Annotated in this window: 16 protein-coding genes; 7 read left to right on the forward strand and 9 right to left on the reverse strand. The window is 64.3% G+C overall.

Features of this window, described 5'->3' with window-relative positions; all coding sequences use genetic code 11:
- Positions 1-129: 129 nt before the first annotated feature.
- Together WCE35_RS03020 and WCE35_RS03025 are read right to left on the reverse strand one after the other, a co-directional pair.
- On the reverse strand, positions 130-669 hold the full coding sequence (locus WCE35_RS03020; protein WP_424591860.1) for an adenine phosphoribosyltransferase: 540 nt from the start codon (positions 667-669) through the stop codon (positions 130-132).
- Positions 670-687: 18 nt separating this feature from the next.
- Positions 688-2,874: an anthranilate synthase component I gene (locus tag WCE35_RS03025; protein WP_424591861.1), complete on the reverse strand. Its 2,187-nt coding sequence runs from the start codon at positions 2,872-2,874 to the stop codon at positions 688-690.
- Positions 2,875-3,206: 332 nt separating this feature from the next.
- Between WCE35_RS03025 and WCE35_RS03030 the strand changes: the two genes are divergently transcribed.
- Entirely contained in the window at positions 3,207-4,208 is a 1,002-nt protein-coding gene (locus WCE35_RS03030; protein WP_424591862.1) for a VOC family protein, read from the forward strand.
- Positions 4,209-4,350: 142 nt separating this feature from the next.
- Here the strand turns inward: WCE35_RS03030 and WCE35_RS03035 are convergent, their stop codons facing one another.
- The 3 genes from WCE35_RS03035 to petA all read right to left on the reverse strand — a co-directional run bounded on the left by WCE35_RS03035 (position 4,351) and on the right by petA (position 7,931).
- Entirely contained in the window at positions 4,351-5,025 is a 675-nt protein-coding gene (locus WCE35_RS03035; RefSeq protein ID WP_424591863.1) for a dienelactone hydrolase family protein, read from the reverse strand.
- 249 nt (positions 5,026-5,274) lie between these two features.
- On the reverse strand, positions 5,275-7,341 hold the full coding sequence (locus WCE35_RS03040; protein ID WP_424591864.1) for a cytochrome c1: 2,067 nt from the start codon (positions 7,339-7,341) through the stop codon (positions 5,275-5,277).
- Between the two features lie 59 nt (positions 7,342-7,400).
- A complete protein-coding gene (petA, locus tag WCE35_RS03045; RefSeq protein ID WP_424591865.1) occupies positions 7,401-7,931 on the reverse strand; it encodes a ubiquinol-cytochrome c reductase iron-sulfur subunit in 531 nt (176 codons plus the stop codon).
- A 275-nt stretch (positions 7,932-8,206) separates the two neighbouring features.
- On the opposite strand from petA, the gene WCE35_RS03050 reads away from it, so the two are divergent.
- The 5 genes from WCE35_RS03050 to WCE35_RS03070 all read left to right on the forward strand — a co-directional run bounded on the left by WCE35_RS03050 (position 8,207) and on the right by WCE35_RS03070 (position 11,053).
- Positions 8,207-8,662, forward strand: a complete 456-nt coding sequence (locus tag WCE35_RS03050; protein ID WP_424591866.1) for a tRNA (cytidine(34)-2'-O)-methyltransferase — start codon at positions 8,207-8,209, stop codon at positions 8,660-8,662.
- Between the two features lie 94 nt (positions 8,663-8,756).
- Positions 8,757-9,389: a 7-carboxy-7-deazaguanine synthase gene (gene queE, locus WCE35_RS03055; RefSeq protein ID WP_424591867.1), complete on the forward strand. Its 633-nt coding sequence runs from the start codon at positions 8,757-8,759 to the stop codon at positions 9,387-9,389.
- A gap of 16 nt (positions 9,390-9,405) precedes the next feature.
- Positions 9,406-9,771, forward strand: a complete 366-nt coding sequence (locus WCE35_RS03060) for a 6-pyruvoyl trahydropterin synthase family protein (RefSeq protein ID WP_424591868.1) — start codon at positions 9,406-9,408, stop codon at positions 9,769-9,771.
- A gap of 5 nt (positions 9,772-9,776) precedes the next feature.
- Positions 9,777-10,664, forward strand: a complete 888-nt coding sequence (gene hemF, locus WCE35_RS03065) for an oxygen-dependent coproporphyrinogen oxidase (protein ID WP_424591869.1) — start codon at positions 9,777-9,779, stop codon at positions 10,662-10,664.
- Between the two features lie 152 nt (positions 10,665-10,816).
- Entirely contained in the window at positions 10,817-11,053 is a 237-nt protein-coding gene (locus tag WCE35_RS03070) for a YodC family protein (RefSeq protein WP_424591870.1), read from the forward strand.
- Positions 11,054-11,136: 83 nt separating this feature from the next.
- On the opposite strand, the gene WCE35_RS03075 is transcribed toward WCE35_RS03070, so the two are convergent.
- Genes WCE35_RS03075 through WCE35_RS03090 form a run of 4 tightly spaced genes read right to left on the reverse strand, consistent with a single transcriptional unit; the run spans position 11,137 to position 13,944 of the window.
- Positions 11,137-12,393 carry a CCA tRNA nucleotidyltransferase gene (locus tag WCE35_RS03075; protein WP_424591871.1) on the reverse strand — a complete coding sequence of 419 codons (1,257 nt, stop codon included), beginning with the start codon at positions 12,391-12,393 and terminating at the stop codon, positions 11,137-11,139.
- On the reverse strand, positions 12,390-12,653 hold the full coding sequence (locus tag WCE35_RS03080) for a DUF6111 family protein (protein WP_424591872.1): 264 nt from the start codon (positions 12,651-12,653) through the stop codon (positions 12,390-12,392). The genes WCE35_RS03075 and WCE35_RS03080 overlap by 4 nt, the downstream gene beginning before the upstream one ends.
- On the reverse strand, positions 12,650-13,309 hold the full coding sequence (locus tag WCE35_RS03085) for a CoA pyrophosphatase (RefSeq protein WP_424591873.1): 660 nt from the start codon (positions 13,307-13,309) through the stop codon (positions 12,650-12,652). Before WCE35_RS03085 ends, WCE35_RS03080 begins: the two co-directional genes overlap by 4 nt.
- 8 nt (positions 13,310-13,317) lie before the next feature.
- On the reverse strand, positions 13,318-13,944 hold the full coding sequence (locus WCE35_RS03090; RefSeq protein WP_424591874.1) for a DUF1285 domain-containing protein: 627 nt from the start codon (positions 13,942-13,944) through the stop codon (positions 13,318-13,320).
- 243 nt (positions 13,945-14,187) lie between these two features.
- On the opposite strand from WCE35_RS03090, the gene WCE35_RS03095 reads away from it, so the two are divergent.
- The coding region (locus WCE35_RS03095) for an AAA family ATPase (protein ID WP_424591875.1) at positions 14,188-15,170 on the forward strand (983 nt) is incomplete at its 3' end.

Consider the following 15,170-nt stretch of genomic DNA (forward strand, 5'->3'; position numbering starts at 1 on the left):
CCCATAACCACAGGCATTTGTTGTTGAACAAGGGTATCAACCCTCACCTCCCAAAATCGAAAGGCCACGGCGTATGGGTCCCGGCGTTCGCCGGGACGACGGGCGGAGAATTGGGTGCGCTGAGAAAAATCAATGCCCCTCGAACGTCATCAGCGTTCGCACCGGCACGTCGAGCGCCCGCAGTTTCGCGGCGCCCCCGAGATCCGGCAGATCGATGATGAAGCAGGCCGCGACCACATTGGCGCCGATCTGGCGCAGCAGTTTCACCGCGCCCTCCGCGGTGCCGCCGGTGGCGATCAGATCGTCAACCAGGATGACGCGCTCGCCGGGGTGAACGGCGTCGGCGTGCATTTCCATTTCATCGAGGCCGTATTCCAGCGAGTAGGCGATGCTGACGGTGACGTGCGGCAGCTTGCCCTTCTTGCGGATCGGCACGAATCCGGCGGAGACCTGATGCGCCACCGCGCCGCCGAGGATAAAGCCGCGCGCCTCGATGCCGGCGACCTTGTCGATCTTCAATCCGGCCCAGGGCTGCACCAGTTCGTCGACCGCGCGGCGAAACGCGCGGGCGTCCGCCAACAGCGTGGTGATGTCGCGAAACAGGATGCCCTTTTTCGGGTAATCCGGAATGGTGCGGACGGTGGCCTTGAGATCGTGGTCAAACGTCATGGGTGCTTGTCTCGGTTCCTATTCGTCATTGCGAGCGCCGCGACCTGTCCCAACACCCAGCCTGAACGCATTCTCCACGATGCGCAATCCCACCTCGCCGCCGAGCGACATCAGCGATTCCGGGTGAAACTGCACGCCGCCGACCGGCAAGCTCTTGTGCTCGATCGCCATCGCGACGCCGTCCTCGGTGGTCGCCGTCACCGACAGCACATCGGGCACGCTGCCGCGTTCGACAAACAGCGAGTGATAGCGGCCGATCACGATTTCATTGGGCAGGTTGTGCATCAGCCGCCCGCCACGCACCTGGATCCGCGATGGCCGGCCATGCGCAGGCTGGCTGAGCTGGCCGAGCTGGCCGCCGAAATATTCGCCGATCGCCTGCACGCCGAGGCAGACGCCGAAGATCGGCAGTTTCTTGTCGAGCGCGCTGCCGATCGTCCTGGCGATCCCGAAATCCTCCGGCCGCCCCGGACCGGGCGAGAGCACCAGCAAATCCCAGTTCTTCTGCTTCAGCATGTGCTGGGCGTGGACGTGCCGGACCACGGTGACCTCGGCGCCGACCTGCCGGAAATAATCCGCCAGCATGTGCACGAAACTGTCATCGTGATCGATCAGCAGCACCTTCTTGCCGGAGCCGGTCGCATCCGGCGCAAAACTCGACAACGGTTTTGGCGGATCGCCGCGCAGCGCCTGGAACAGCGCCGCCGCCTTGACCTGGCACTCGCGGTCCTCGGCGGCGGGATCGGAGTCGAACAGGCAGGTTGCGCCGACGCGAACCTCGGCCATGCCGTCCTTCATCCGGATGGTGCGGATGGTCAGCCCGGTATTGATGCTGCCGTCGAAATTCACGACGCCGATCGCGCCGGCATACCAGCGCCGGGACGAGCGCTCATTGTCCTCGACGAACTGCATCGCCCATAATTTCGGCGCGCCGGTCACCGTCACCGCCCAGGCGTGGGTGAGGAAGGCGTCGAGCGAATCAAAGCCCGGTCGCAGAATGCCTTCGACGTGGTCGACGGTGTGAAACAGTTTTGAGTAGGTCTCGATCTGGCGCCGCGCCAGCACCTTGATGGTGCCGGGCACGCAGACCCGCGCCTTGTCGTTGCGGTCGACGTCGGTGCACATGTTGAGTTCGAATTCATCCTTCTCCGAATTCAGCAATTGCCGGATCTGCTCGGCATCGCCGATCGCATCGACGCCACGCGCGATCGTGCCCGAGATCGGGCAGGTCTCGACCCGCCGTCCGTCGGAACGGACGAACATTTCCGGCGAGGCGGAGACCAGGAATTCGCCCTCACCGAGATTCATCAGCGCGCCATAGGGCGACGGATTGATCCGGCACAGCCGCTGGAACACTTCCGCCGGCGTTCGCGCGCAGGGCTCGGCGAACAGTTGTCCGGGCACCGCCTCGAACAGATCGCCGCGCGCGAACGCGGCGCGCGCGGTCTCAACCGTCGCCTGGTATTCGCCGGGCGCGTGGTCGGCAAATCCCTGCCGCGGCGTTTTGCCGTAGACGCTTTCGGCGGTGTCGCGCACAACGCCCTCCGTGGTCTTGCCCTTCCAGGCAAAATCGTAAGCGAGCATCACGCCGCGGCCGGTGGCGCGGTCATAGGCCAAAAGGCGATCCGGGACATACAGCACGATGTCGCGCTGGTCGGCCTCGCGGGCGCGCTTCTGCACGAGGTCCTCGATCTGGAACACCAGGTCGTAGGCGAAGGCGCCGAACAGACCGAGCAGCGGATCGTCATTGGCGGAGAATGCCGCCACCAGATCGCGCACCAGCGACATCACACTGGCACGGCGGGTGCGCTGGTCTTCCTCGATGGGCGCTGCGCCGCGGATGACATGGCCGGCGAGCCTCGTTGCGCTTTTCTCCGAAACCACCACGCAGGGCTCGCGCAGCACGTCGCCAAGAAAGGCGATCAGCACCTCGCCGCGCGGGTTGAGCGCGGCAAGCGAAAAATCGGAGCCCGCGGTTTCCAGGCTCAGCGGCGGATCGGCGAAGCCGAGGTCAAAGCTCTCGTAGCGGCCCGGCACCGTGGTGCCCGAGGACAGCACCACGCCGCGGCGGCGATCGAGCAGGTCGATCAGGTCATCGAGCCGGCTGGCGCCGCCGGTGAAATGCTCGACCATCCGCGTGATGGCGAGACCGCCACGGGTGCGATATTCGCTTCTGGCCGGCAGGGAGAAGACGGTCCTGTTCATGTGATCCTCTTACGAGACTTAGCGAGGGAGCGCCACACAGGACGAGCGAAGGGACCGTCGCACTGCGATGGCGACCTTCGACGATTCTGGAAAATGAAATCGCACCGGCCACCTGCTAGAAGGTGGGCCACCAGAGACGGGATCGGCGGATGACGGTGTTCATGGGGGCTAAACACCATCCGCCGGGGACGATGTCAAGGGAGGCTTCCGGCCTCTGTACCGGGCCTTTGGCCCGCCTTTAGGGGTTCGAAAGGACGAAAATGCGCGTAGAATTTGCCGCAGGCAGCGGCAAATATGAAGCGCTGCGAGCCGACATGAGGCGGAGGCGCCGGATGGCATTGCTGGGACTGGGATATGCCGGGTTCGGATCGGCCGATCTGGACGACTGGCGGCAGTTCGCGACCGGACTGGTCGGCCTGCAGGCGGTGGAGCGCGGCAATTCGCTGCTCGCCTTCCGGATGGACGACCGCAAGCAGCGCATCGTCATCGACCGCGCGATGCCGGAGGGCGCGCGCTTTTTCGGCTGGGAGGTCGCCGACGCGGACGCACTGGATGAGCTCGCAGCCAGGCTGGAAGAAGCCGGCGTCGCGGTCACCGCCGGGCCGCAGGCCTTGGCCGACGCACGCCGCGTGCTTGGCCTGATTTCGTTCCACGACCCCGCCGGCAATCGGCTCGAGGCATTTTACGGCGCCGAGATCGACGACACGCCGTTTCGCCCCGGACGTTCGATCTCGGGATTCCGCACCGGCCCGCTCGGACTCGGACATGCGGTGCTGAGCGTCGAACACATCGATCCCATGATGGCGTTCTATGTCGACGTGCTCGGCTTCGGGCTCTCTGACTACATGCAAAAGCCGTTTCGCGCCTATTTCTTTCACGTCAACGCGCGGCACCACAGCCTCGCGCTGATCGAGACCGGCCGGAACGGCATGCATCATTTGATGGTGGAGCTGTTTTCGCTCGACGATGTCGGCCAGTCCTACGACGTCGCGCTGAGTGAGCCCGATCGCGTCAGCGTCACGCTTGGCCGTCACACCAACGACCTCATGACGTCGTTCTATGCCAGGAGCCCGTCATCCTTCATGATCGAATGCGGCTGGGGCGGCCGCGAGATCGAGCCAAAAACCTGGCAGCCGTTCGAACTTAGGGATGGCCCGAGCCTGTGGGGTCACGAACGCCTCTGGCTGCCGCCCGCCGACCGCGAGGTCGCGCGCGAGATGCGGATGCGCGCCGCCGCCGAAGGCCGCCGCGCGCCGGTGCAGGTGATGGAAGGCAATTACAGGCTGATGTCGGGCACCTGCGCGTGGTGGGATGAGGTGAGTAAGGCCGGCTGAGGCAATTACGCCGACGCGCGCGGGCGCGCTCGGTCTATCCCCGTCATTGCGAGCGAAGCGAAGCAATCCATGCCGGCACGCGAGAGAAGAATGGATTTCTTCGTCGCTTCGCTCCTCGCAACGACGAAGGAAATAGCTCGCCTCACCCCAGCTGCTTCCGGAAAAACTCCGTCGCCCGGCCCCAGGCGAGCTCCGCGGCGGCGCGATCGTGCACGGCCATGCGCTGCTCGTTGACGAAGGCGTGCTCGGCGTCATAGCGGAACAGCTCCAGCGACTTGCCGGCGGCCTTCATCGCCTTCTCGAACGCATCGACCGCCGCCGGCGTGCACCAGTCGTCCTTGTTGGCGAAATGGGCCTGCAGCGGGATTTTCACGTCCGCGGGCTTTGCCGCCTGCTCGGGCGGAATGCCGTAGAACACCACGCCCGCGGTCAGCTCCGGAATTTTCGTGGCACCGATGATGGTGACGGCGCCGCCCAGGCAAAAACCGGTGAGGCCCACCTTGGCGCCATTACGGCCGAGATATTGCGCGGCGCCGCGCACGGTCTGGGTGGTGGCGTCGATGAAATCCAGCGAGTTCATCTCTTTGCCGGCGGCATCGGTGTCGTGATACGGCACCACCTTGCCGTTGTAGAGATCGGGCGCCAGCGCGTCGAAGCCGGCCACCGCAAAACGGTCGCACAGCCCCTTGATCTGGTCGGAGAGCCCCCACCACTCCTGGATCACGACCACGCCCGGCGCGTTGCCGCGCGCCGCATTGGCGAGATAGCCGCTGGCGTCCTTGCCGTCCGGGCGCTTGAAGGTGATGTGGGTGCCCATGGATTCCTCCGGGAATTATTTGTGTTGATTGGCGGCTATTTTGTCCGCCCTGCGGCCGGGACGCAATCGGGACTTACGTCATTCCGGAATGGTGCGTCGGCACCATATCCGGAATCTCGAGATTCTCCGATGTGCAATTGCACATCGTAGTTCGATGCTGTCGCATCGAACCCGGAATGACGGCAAAACCAACCCAACAAAAAAGCCCCCGCGAGGGCTTTTCCGAATCTGCATTGCCGTCGAACAGGCTCAATGCGCGTCGGCCCAGACCTTCTTCTTGGTAAAATACATCAGTCCGGCGAACAGGATCAGGATAACGAAGGCCTGGAACCCGAGCCGCTTCCGCGCTTCCATGTGCGGCTCGGCGGCCCACATCAGGAAGGTGGTGACGTCCCTGGCGTATTGCGCGACCGTTGCCGGCGCGCCGTCGTCGAACGTCACCTGACCGTCGCTGAGCGGCTTCGGCATCTTGATGGCGTGGCCGGGAAAGTATTTGTTGTAATAGGAGCCATCGGGGATCGTGACGCCGGCCGGCGGCTTGTCTTCATATCCCAGCAGCAGGCCGTTGACGTAGTTGGGCCCCTGCTCCTGGAACTGGGTGAAGAAGTCGATCAGGAACAGCGGAAAACCGCGCTCGTAGGAACGCGCCTTGGTAATCAGCGACAGGTCCGGCGGGTATGCGCCGCCATTGGCCGCGCGCGCGGCCTGCTCGTTCGGGAATGGCGGGGGGAAATAGTCCGCCGGCCGGCCGGGCCGCTCGAACATCTCACCCTGGTCGTTCGGGCCATCCTTGATCTTGTAGTCGGCTGCGAACGCGGCTACCTGCGCCACCGAATAGCCGGGGCCGCCGGCGTCCGCAAGATTGCGGAACGCGACGTAGGACAGGCTGTGACAGGCCGCGCAGACTTCCTTGTAGACCTTCAGGCCGCGCTGCATCGCGCCGCGGTCAAACTTGCCGAAAGGGCCAGAGAACGACCATTTCGCCGATGGCGGGGATTCCTGATGGTCTTCGGCGCGGGCGTTTTGCGCGCCGCCGACCAACAGCCCGCCCGCAACCATCAGCGCGATAACAGCGGAAACCATCGCCCTGGCGCCGTTTTTCGCCAGCACGTCGTCGGCAATCGATTTCGGCACCGTCCGCGGCTTCTCGATCCGGCTCAACAGCGGCAGCAGGATCAGGAAATAGGCGAAATAGCAGAAGGTGAGAATGCGCCCGGCGATGACATAGATGCCTTCCGGCGGCTTCGCACCGAGATAGCCGAGCAGGATGCAGACGATGACGAAGATCCAGAAGAACTGTTTCGCCAGCGGACGGTATTTCGAGGAGCGGGTCTTGGCGTTGTCGAGCCAGGGCAGGAACGCCAGGATGAGGATCGCGCCAAACATCGCGACGACGCCGGCGAGCTTGTTCGGGATCGAGCGCAGGATCGCGTAGAATGGCAGGTAATACCATTCCGGCACGATGTGCGCGGGCGTCACGCCGGGATTGGCGGGCATGTAATTGGCGGCGTCGCCGAGATAGTTCGGCATGTAGAAGATGAACCAGGCGAAGAAGATCAGGAAGCAGGAGACGCCGAACAGGTCCTTGATGGTCGCGTAGGGTGTGAACGGCAGGGTGTCCTTTTCGCTCTTCGCCTCGACGCCGGCCGGATTGTTCTGGCCCGCGACATGCAGCGCCCAGACGTGCAGCACGACCACGCCCGCAATCACGAATGGCAGCAGGTAATGCAGCGAGAAGAAGCGGTTCAGCGTCGGATTGCCGATCGAATAGCCGCCCCACAACAGCGTGACGATGCTATCGCCGAAATAGGGCACGGCCGAAAACAGATTGGTGATGACGGTGGCGCCCCAGAAGCTCATCTGGCCCCACGGCAGCACGTAGCCCATGAAGCCGGTCGCCATCATCAGGAGGTAGATGATGACGCCGAGGATCCAGAGCACCTCGCGCGGCTCCTTGTATGACCCGTAATACAGGCCGCGGAACATGTGGATGTAGACCGCGAGGAAGAACATCGAGGCGCCGGAAGCGTGCATGTTGCGCAACAGCCAGCCGTAATTGACGTCGCGGACGATCAGCTCGACCGATTTGAAGGCGAGATCGGCATGCGGCGTATAGTGCATCGCCAGCACCACGCCGGTCAGGATCTGCAGGGCCAGCATCAGCGAAAGGATGGCGCCGAAGGTCCACCAATAGTTCAGGTTGCGTGGCGTCGGATAGGCCACGAACGAGGAATGCATGAGACCCATGATCGGGAGGCGCCGTTCGATCCACTTCAAGGCGGGATTGGTCGGCTGGAAATCGGATGGTCCGCTCATTGATGCGATCCTGAGGAAGAAAGACGACGCGATCGGCTGAAGTCCCGGATGGTCCGGGCTTAGCCGATCTGGATTTTGGTGTCGGAAACGAACTGGTAGGGCGGCACCGGCAGGTTGGCGGGCGCGGGTCCCTGACGGATACGGCCAGAGGAGTCGTATTGCGAGCCGTGGCAGGGGCAGAAGAAGCCGTCGTAATTGCCCTCATGGGCGATCGGGATACAGCCGAGATGGGTGCAGATGCCGATCACGACCAGCCACTGGTCGTGGCCCGGCTTGACCCGGGCCTCGTCGGACTGCGGATCGGGCAGGCTCGAGACCGGCACGGCGCGGGCCTCCTCGATCTGCTTCTTGGTGCGATGGCTGATATAGATCGGCTTGCCGCGCCAGAACACCTTGATGTCCTGCCCTGCCGCGATCGGCGCCAAGTCGACCTCGACCGGCGCTCCGGCCGCGATCGTCGCGGCGTCCGGGTTCATTTGGGAGACCAACGGCCAGACCGTGGCCAAGCTGCCGACGGCGGCGACGGCTCCGGTTGCAACAAAAAGGAAATCACGGCGTGTCGGATGGTCCGCCGAAGACGCTGTCGTCACGATTCCAAGCCCTTTCTCATCCGCAGCCGGTGGAACCGCCCCGGACGCGCAACCGCGGCCGAGGGTGGCTGCCGGCGCCCGCGGCCCCCGCGGCGGCAGAAAAACCGCCTCTCCCGCACCCAATCCGGCGGAACGAGCGGTCCAGAATCGTTCTATTGGCACCCTTGCCGGACGAGCGCAAGCCCGCTATCGGCTCGCAAGCGTGCAATGCACTAAATCCGCGCCTCACGACGATTTATTCGGACAATCATCAGGACTTCACAAGCCGCCACGCCATGCAGATTGCGCTGTTTCAGCCGGACATCCCGCAGAACACCGGGACTATCCTTCGCCTCTGTGCGTGCCTCGACGTGGCCGCCCACATTATCGAGCCGGCCGGATTTCCGGTATCGGACCGGCAGTTTCGTCGGGCCGGCCTGGACTATCTCGACCACGTCGCCGTCACGCGGCACGATTCATGGTCAAAATTCGCGCAATGGCGTAACGAAATGGGTTACCGGCTGATCCTGTTCACGACCAGGGCCGTGAGTTCCTATCTGGACTACAGCTATGAGGCCAACGACATCCTGCTGTTCGGGCGCGAATCCGCCGGTGTCACCGGCGAAGTCGCAGCCAGTGCCGATGCGCGGCTGGTGATCCCGATCAAGCCGGGTTTGCGCTCGCTCAATGTCGCGATGTCGGCGGCCATGGCACTGGGCGAGGCGTTGCGGCAAACCGGTTCGGTTGCTTGAGCATGAACCGGAAAAGTGGGAACCAGTTTTCCGGAAGGCATGCCCTCGGGCTCGACCCGAGGGATCATGCTCCGACAACAGGGATGAGGATGCGTTGAATTACGCGGTCAAGGAAATCTTTCTGACCTTGCAGGGGGAAGGCGCCCATGCCGGCCGCGCGGCGGTGTTTTGCCGGTTCTCCGGCTGCAACCTGTGGAGCGGCCGGGAGCAGGATCGCAGCACCGCGACCTGCCAGTTTTGCGACACCGATTTTGTCGGCACCGACGGCACGCTGGGCGGCCGCTACGCCGCGGCGGACGAACTCGCCGACACCATGGCTGCGCAATGGACGGGCGCGAAGGCCGACCGCTATGCGGTGCTGACCGGCGGCGAGCCGCTGCTGCAGGTGGACGCGCCGCTGATCGAGGCGCTGCATGCACGAGGTTTCAGCATCGGGGTCGAGACCAACGGCACCATCGTTCCGCCCGACGGCCTGGACTGGATTTGCGTCAGCCCGAAAGCCGGCGCGGACCTCGCGGTGCGGAAAGGTCACGAGTTGAAGCTGGTCTATCCGCAGGCGAACGCTGCGCCGGAGAATTTTGCCGATCTGTCCTTCGAGCGTTTCTCGCTGCAGCCGATGGACGGCCCGGATGTGATCGCAAACACCGCGCGTGCGGTCGAGTATTGCCTGCGGCATCCGCAATGGCGGCTCAGCTTGCAGACGCACAAGACACTCGGCATCAGATAGGACGCTGGACTTCAAGATGTGGGAATTGACGAAATCGTTCCGCTTCGAGGCGGCACACACGCTTTCGGGAACGACCTTTGGCGCGGCGAGCGAGGAAATCCACGGCCACTCGTTCCGCACCGAGGTCACCGTGCGCGGCACGCCCGATCCCGAAACCGGGATGGTGCTCGACCTCGGCCTGCTCGAACGCAGCATGGCCGAGGTGCAGAAGCTGCTCGACCACAAGCTCCTGAACAAGGTCGAGGCGCTGGGTCAGCCGACGCTCGAGAACCTGTCGCGCTTCATCTGGGAACGGCTGCAGCAGGCCGGCAGGATCACGAGGGTCAGCGTTCACCGCGACAGTTGCAACGAGAGCTGCACCTATTATGGCCCGCAAGGTTAGATCATATGGATATGTCCGTGATCGAGGATCGCAAGGCGCGCGCGAGGTGCTGGTTCGAACGCTTGCGCGACGACATCTGCGCGGCGTTCGAACAACTGGAAGACGATGCGCCGGGCTCGCTCTATCCCGCAGGCGCGGGGCGTTTCGTGCGCACGCCCTGGGACCGCACCGACCACAGCGGCAAGCCCGGCGGCGGCGGCGTGATGTCCGTCATGCACGGGCGCCTGTTCGAAAAAGTCGGCGTGCACTGCTCGACGGTGCATGGCGAATTCGCCCCTGAATTCCGCGCCCAGGTTCAGGGCGCGGGCGAAGATCCGCGGTTCTGGGCGTCCGGCATTTCGGTGATTGCCCATCTGCGCAACCCGCACGTTCCCGCCGTCCATATGAACACGCGCTTCGTGGTGACGACGAAGGCCTGGTTCGGCGGCGGATCGGATCTGACGCCGGTGCTGGACCGGCGGCGGACCCAGCAGGATGCCGACGCAATCGCCTTTCATGCGGCGATGCGGGCCGCATGCGGCGGGCATAACGGCGTCGCCGACTACGACAGGTACAGGAAATGGTGCGACGATTATTTTTACCTGCCGCATCGGAAGGAGGCCCGCGGTATCGGCGGCATCTTTTACGATCACCACGATTCCGGCGACTGGGAGGCCGACTTCGCCTTCACGCGGGAGGTCGGCCGCATGTTTCTGAAAATCTATCCCGAACTGGTGCGAGGCAATTTCAGTACGCCCTGGACACGAGAGGATCGCGAGGAGCAACTCGTGCGTCGCGGCCGCTATGTCGAGTTCAACCTGCTCTATGACCGCGGCACCACCTTCGGGCTGAAGACCGGCGGCAATGTGGAATCGATCCTGTCGTCGCTGCCGCCGGAAGTGAAATGGCCGTGACAGGGTGCCGTTCCGACGTCGTCCGTTGATGTTCAGCACGGGCTGTTCCACCAGGCCAAATTCACCTGGTAGAGAGGATTGACGGTGATCAGCCTGTCATGACAGATCGATACCTTGTCGAATTACGTCAGTCAGCGCGGAGGGAAGAGATCATGGAACTGAAACCCGGCGATGTCGTCATCCTGAAATCGGGCGGGCATCCGGTCACGGTGGCGGAGGTCCACGAGAACACCGTCGAGTGCCTGTGGATGGGCGCAGATGGCGATCTGTTTCGCGAAACGCTTCCGATAGCCGTCCTCGAACCTGCCGAACCCGACGACTCGGATGACGACGAAGACGGTGACGACGAGGACGACGAGGACGAAGACAGGAAGAGCAAGGTTGCGTGAACTCCGCTTGCGGTGCCGCCGGATGCCACGCGGCATCGCCTTCCCGGGCATCGGCGGAATATCGGCAAAACCGAGCGGGATAATTACAGCCGGTGGTCGCGGGTAAAACGCGCGACGGCCCGGTCGGCGATTGCAGCGGTCACGGCCCGGTCGAGCGGAAAATCCGCGGCGAGCCAGGCGTCTTCGGCGAGCGTCAGCACATGGCCGAGCGCCGGGCCTTCGGCAATGCCGCGCGCGACAAAATCAGCCGCCTTCAACGGGAATTTCGGCGCCCGCCAGCGCTGCGGCAGTGTGGCAAGTTCGCGCCAATAGGCCGTGTCGTGGCTCGCCCCTGCCCGCGCCCAGGCCAGCATCAGCCGGTCGCGATAGGCATCCTCGCCAAGCCGATAGAGCCGCCGCCGCGCCCTCGCCTCATCCATCCCGGCCATCCGCCACCAGCGATGCCCCATGGAATCCAGCGCCCTGGTCTCGGCATTGCTGAGCCGCAGGCGCGCCGCAACGCGCCTTGCGTCTTCGGTGACGGCAACCGTGAGCGCACCGAGCCGGCGGACCGCGCTCGGCGCGAGCCCAAGTTCACGTTCCGCCGCGATCATCGCCGCAAACGGTCCCATATAGGCGACGCCGCCGAAGATCGGCAGCAGCAAGCCGCCGTCGGCCATCGCGGTGACCGCAACCGCGGCCCCCTCCGCGATCACGAGCTTGAGCATCTCCATGCGCACGCGTTCCGCCGACAGGCCCGCCAGTCCCGCGCGGCCGCCGATGCAGGCGAGATAGCCGGCGCGGTCGGGATCTCCGGTTCCATAGGCGGCATGAATGCGAAAAAACCTGAGGATGCGTAAGTAGTCTTCGGCAATGCGCTGGCCGGGATCGCCGATGAAGCGCACGCGTCTGGCGGCGATGTCGTCGAGCCCGCCGACGTGATCGTGCACGACGCCGTCGGCATCGACCGACAAGCCGTTGATGGTGAAGTCGCGCCGCTCCGCATCGCGAACCCAGTCGCGCCCGAACGCGACCTTGGCCTTGCGGCCGAAGGCCTCGGTATCCTCGCGCAAGGTCGTCACTTCGAACGGATGACCATCGAGCACCAGCGTCACGGTGCCGTGGTCGATGCCGGTCGGCACGCTCTTGATGCTTGCCGCCCTGGCGCGGCGGATCACCTCGTCAGGTATCGCGGTGGTGGCGATATCGATATCGCCGACCGGGATCTTGAGGAGCGCATTGCGGACGGCGCCGCCGACCACGCGCGCTTCCTCGCCGCCGCCGTTGAGCAATGCCAGCACGCGGGCGGCCGGACCGGAGGTGAGCCAGGGCGTGTCGGCCAGCACACACGTCTCGCTCATTTCTCGGCTCCGGGAACCAGTCTGCCGTTCTCGATATGGGCGGGAACGTAGGTCGAATTCGGCGGCGCGCCGGAAAAATGCGCGAGCAGCAGGAAGCTGACGATGACCAGCAGCAGCGAGCCCAGCACCAGTTTGGCGACCAGATGCACCGGCCAGGAAGACTGTGCCAGCACGCCGGAACGCGTGGCGATCAGGAACAGGGCATAGACCGCGAACGGGATCAGGAAAATTCCGAACTCGGTCAATACCGGGCGGATCATGACAGATAGATCCGCTCGTACAACAAGCGAAGGATTCCCGCGGTCGCGCCCCAGATATAGCGCTCGGCGAACGGCATCGCGTAATAGGAACGCTCCATGCCGCGGAATTCCTTGCTGTGGATCTGGTGGTTTGCCGGATTCATCAGGAACTGTAGCGGCACCTCGAACGCGTCGTCGACCTCGCCCTGGTTGATCGTCAGCTTGAAGCCCGGCTTGACCCGCGCCACGGTCGGCAGGATGCGAAATCCGAATCCGGTGCCGTAGAGATCGAGATAGCCGATCGGCTCGATGAACTCGCGCTTCAGGCCGACTTCCTCGTCAGCTTCGCGCATGGCGGTATCGAGCGGCGAGGCGTCGGTGGCATCGATCTTGCCGCCGGGGAAGGAAATCTGGCCGGCATGTTCGTTGAGATGCGCCGCGCGCTGCGTCAGCAGCACGGTCGGTTGCGGATGATCCACCACCGGGATCAACACCGCGGCGGGCCGCACCGGCTGTTCGCGCGCGATGATCTCCAGCATGCGGTCGGTGCCCTGATCGCCGCTCTTCGGAATGATGTTGGGATCGACCAGGCCGGCGGGAACGTCGAAATTCAGCCGCGCCCGGCTGCGCGCGAAAAACTCCGCCGAGCTGACCGCGACCGGCTCCGTCTTCAGCATCGGCTCGTTCAAAGCGCGTCCCTCACCTGCTTCGCATCCGCCATCGCGAAGAACGCGCCGCCGGATTCGACCCCGAACACGGGTTGACCATCGACCACCCGCTCCTCGCCCATGTCAACCAGATCGTAATAGAGCGCGCGGGTGACCTTGGCCCACAGATCGGCGCGGACATGGAGATAGGGCGTGAGACCACCGTCGGCCGAGGCCTCGAACCGCAGGCGGTGCCCGGTGTCGCATTCGACCCAGTCGTCGACATTGGTGCGGAAACGCAAGCGCCGGCCGCGGTCATCCTGTTCCGCTTGCATCTCGACCGCCAGGAACGGCGCGTCGTCGACGCGGATGCCGACCTTCTCGACCGGGGTCACGAGAAAGTGCTTGCCGTCCTCGCGCTTGAGGATGGTTGAAAACAGCCGGACCAGCGCCGGCCGCCCGATTGGTGTTCCCATGTAGAACCACGTACCGTCGGTGCCGATTCGCATGTCGAGGTCGCCGCAAAACGGCGGATTCCACAGATGTACCGGAGGCAACCCGCGTCTGGCGGGGTTGGTGTTTGCCGCGTTGGTGGCCGCAGCGGTCAGGCCTTCCAGATCCTTGCCTTCAAGGCCCGGTTTGCCGGTCTGCCCTTCGTTCGCCATTGTTTACCTTGACGGTTTGCCAGCCTCAATCTGGCACGATTGGTGCACGTATCCTCAAGATGCAAGCGGGTCATGATTCTCGCCACATCGTGATCCCGTTCATACCCCTAAATACCGCTAATGTGGGGATAGTTTAATTCAACGAATACATGGCCTTCGTGCACGTTTAGCATGAGGCTCATGGCATGACGGCGCAATCGGCGGCGGCATGAAACGGTTAAGCACGCGGTTAAGGAGAAGAACATGGCTGGCGCAGACAGTGTCGAAAAGCTTGAGGGCGTGATCGTCCGCTCGGCCGAACAGGTCGCCGGGCAAATCCGCGCCGCCAGGGAAGCGATCTCCACCGTCATCTTCGGCCAGGACCGGGTGATCGAAAATACCCTGGTGACGATCCTGTCCGGCGGACATGCGCTGCTGATCGGCGTGCCCGGTCTCGCCAAGACCAAGCTCGTCGAAACGCTCGGCATCACGCTCGGGCTGGACGCCAAGCGCATCCAGTTCACTCCGGACCTGATGCCGTCGGACATTCTCGGCGCCGAAGTGCTGGACGAGAGCGCTTCCGGCAAGCGCTCGTTCCGCTTCATCGCCGGTCCCGTCTTCGCGCAGCTCCTGATGGCTGACGAAATCAACCGCGCCAGCCCGCGCACCCAGTCGGCGCTGCTGCAGGCCATGCAGGAACAGCACATCACGGTCGCGGGCGCGCGCCATGATCTGCCGAAACCGTTCCACGTGCTGGCGACGCAAAACCCGCTGGAGCAGGAAGGCACCTATCCGCTGCCGGAAGCCCAGCTCGACCGCTTCCTGATGGAGATTGATGTCGATTATCCCGACCGCGACGCCGAACGGCGCATCCTGTTCGAAACCACCGGCGCCGAGGAGACGCTCGCCAAGGCGGCGATGAACGCCGAGATCCTGATCACCGCGCAAAGGCTGGTGCGGCGCCTGCCGGTCGGCGATTCCGTGGTCGAGGCCATCCTCTCGCTGGTGCGCTCGGCGCGTCCCGGCCCCGAAGGCGGCGAGGCCGGCAAGCTGATCGCCTGGGGTCCAGGTCCGCGCGCCAGCCAGTCGCTGATGCTGGCGGTGCGCGCCAAGGCGCTGCTCGACGGCCGCCTCGCGCCCTCGATCGACGACGTGCTCGACCTCGCCGAGCCCGTTCTCAAGCACCGCATGGCGCTGACCTTCTCCGCGCGCGCGGAGGGCCGCACCATTCCCGACGTGATCAGGCA

This window comes from Bradyrhizobium sp. (assembly GCF_049691595.1).
In the GTDB taxonomy this organism is placed as follows: domain Bacteria; phylum Pseudomonadota; class Alphaproteobacteria; order Rhizobiales; family Xanthobacteraceae; genus Bradyrhizobium.

Coding starts and splice junctions, on each gene's coding strand:
- WCE35_RS03020 (WP_424591860.1), bottom strand. CDS start 669: ATGACGTTTGACCACGATCTCAAGGCCACCGTCCGCACCATTCCGGAT.
- WCE35_RS03025 (WP_424591861.1), bottom strand. CDS start 2,874: ATGAACAGGACCGTCTTCTCCCTGCCGGCCAGAAGCGAATATCGCACC.
- WCE35_RS03030 (WP_424591862.1), top strand. CDS start 3,207: ATGGCATTGCTGGGACTGGGATATGCCGGGTTCGGATCGGCCGATCTG.
- WCE35_RS03035 (WP_424591863.1), bottom strand. CDS start 5,025: ATGGGCACCCACATCACCTTCAAGCGCCCGGACGGCAAGGACGCCAGC.
- WCE35_RS03040 (WP_424591864.1), bottom strand. CDS start 7,341: ATGAGCGGACCATCCGATTTCCAGCCGACCAATCCCGCCTTGAAGTGG.
- WCE35_RS03050 (WP_424591866.1), top strand. CDS start 8,207: ATGCAGATTGCGCTGTTTCAGCCGGACATCCCGCAGAACACCGGGACT.
- WCE35_RS03060 (WP_424591868.1), top strand. CDS start 9,406: ATGTGGGAATTGACGAAATCGTTCCGCTTCGAGGCGGCACACACGCTT.
- hemF (WP_424591869.1), top strand. CDS start 9,777: ATGGATATGTCCGTGATCGAGGATCGCAAGGCGCGCGCGAGGTGCTGG.
- WCE35_RS03070 (WP_424591870.1), top strand. CDS start 10,817: ATGGAACTGAAACCCGGCGATGTCGTCATCCTGAAATCGGGCGGGCAT.
- WCE35_RS03075 (WP_424591871.1), bottom strand. CDS start 12,393: ATGAGCGAGACGTGTGTGCTGGCCGACACGCCCTGGCTCACCTCCGGT.
- WCE35_RS03080 (WP_424591872.1), bottom strand. CDS start 12,653: ATGATCCGCCCGGTATTGACCGAGTTCGGAATTTTCCTGATCCCGTTC.
- WCE35_RS03085 (WP_424591873.1), bottom strand. CDS start 13,309: ATGCTGAAGACGGAGCCGGTCGCGGTCAGCTCGGCGGAGTTTTTCGCG.
- WCE35_RS03090 (WP_424591874.1), bottom strand. CDS start 13,944: ATGGCGAACGAAGGGCAGACCGGCAAACCGGGCCTTGAAGGCAAGGAT.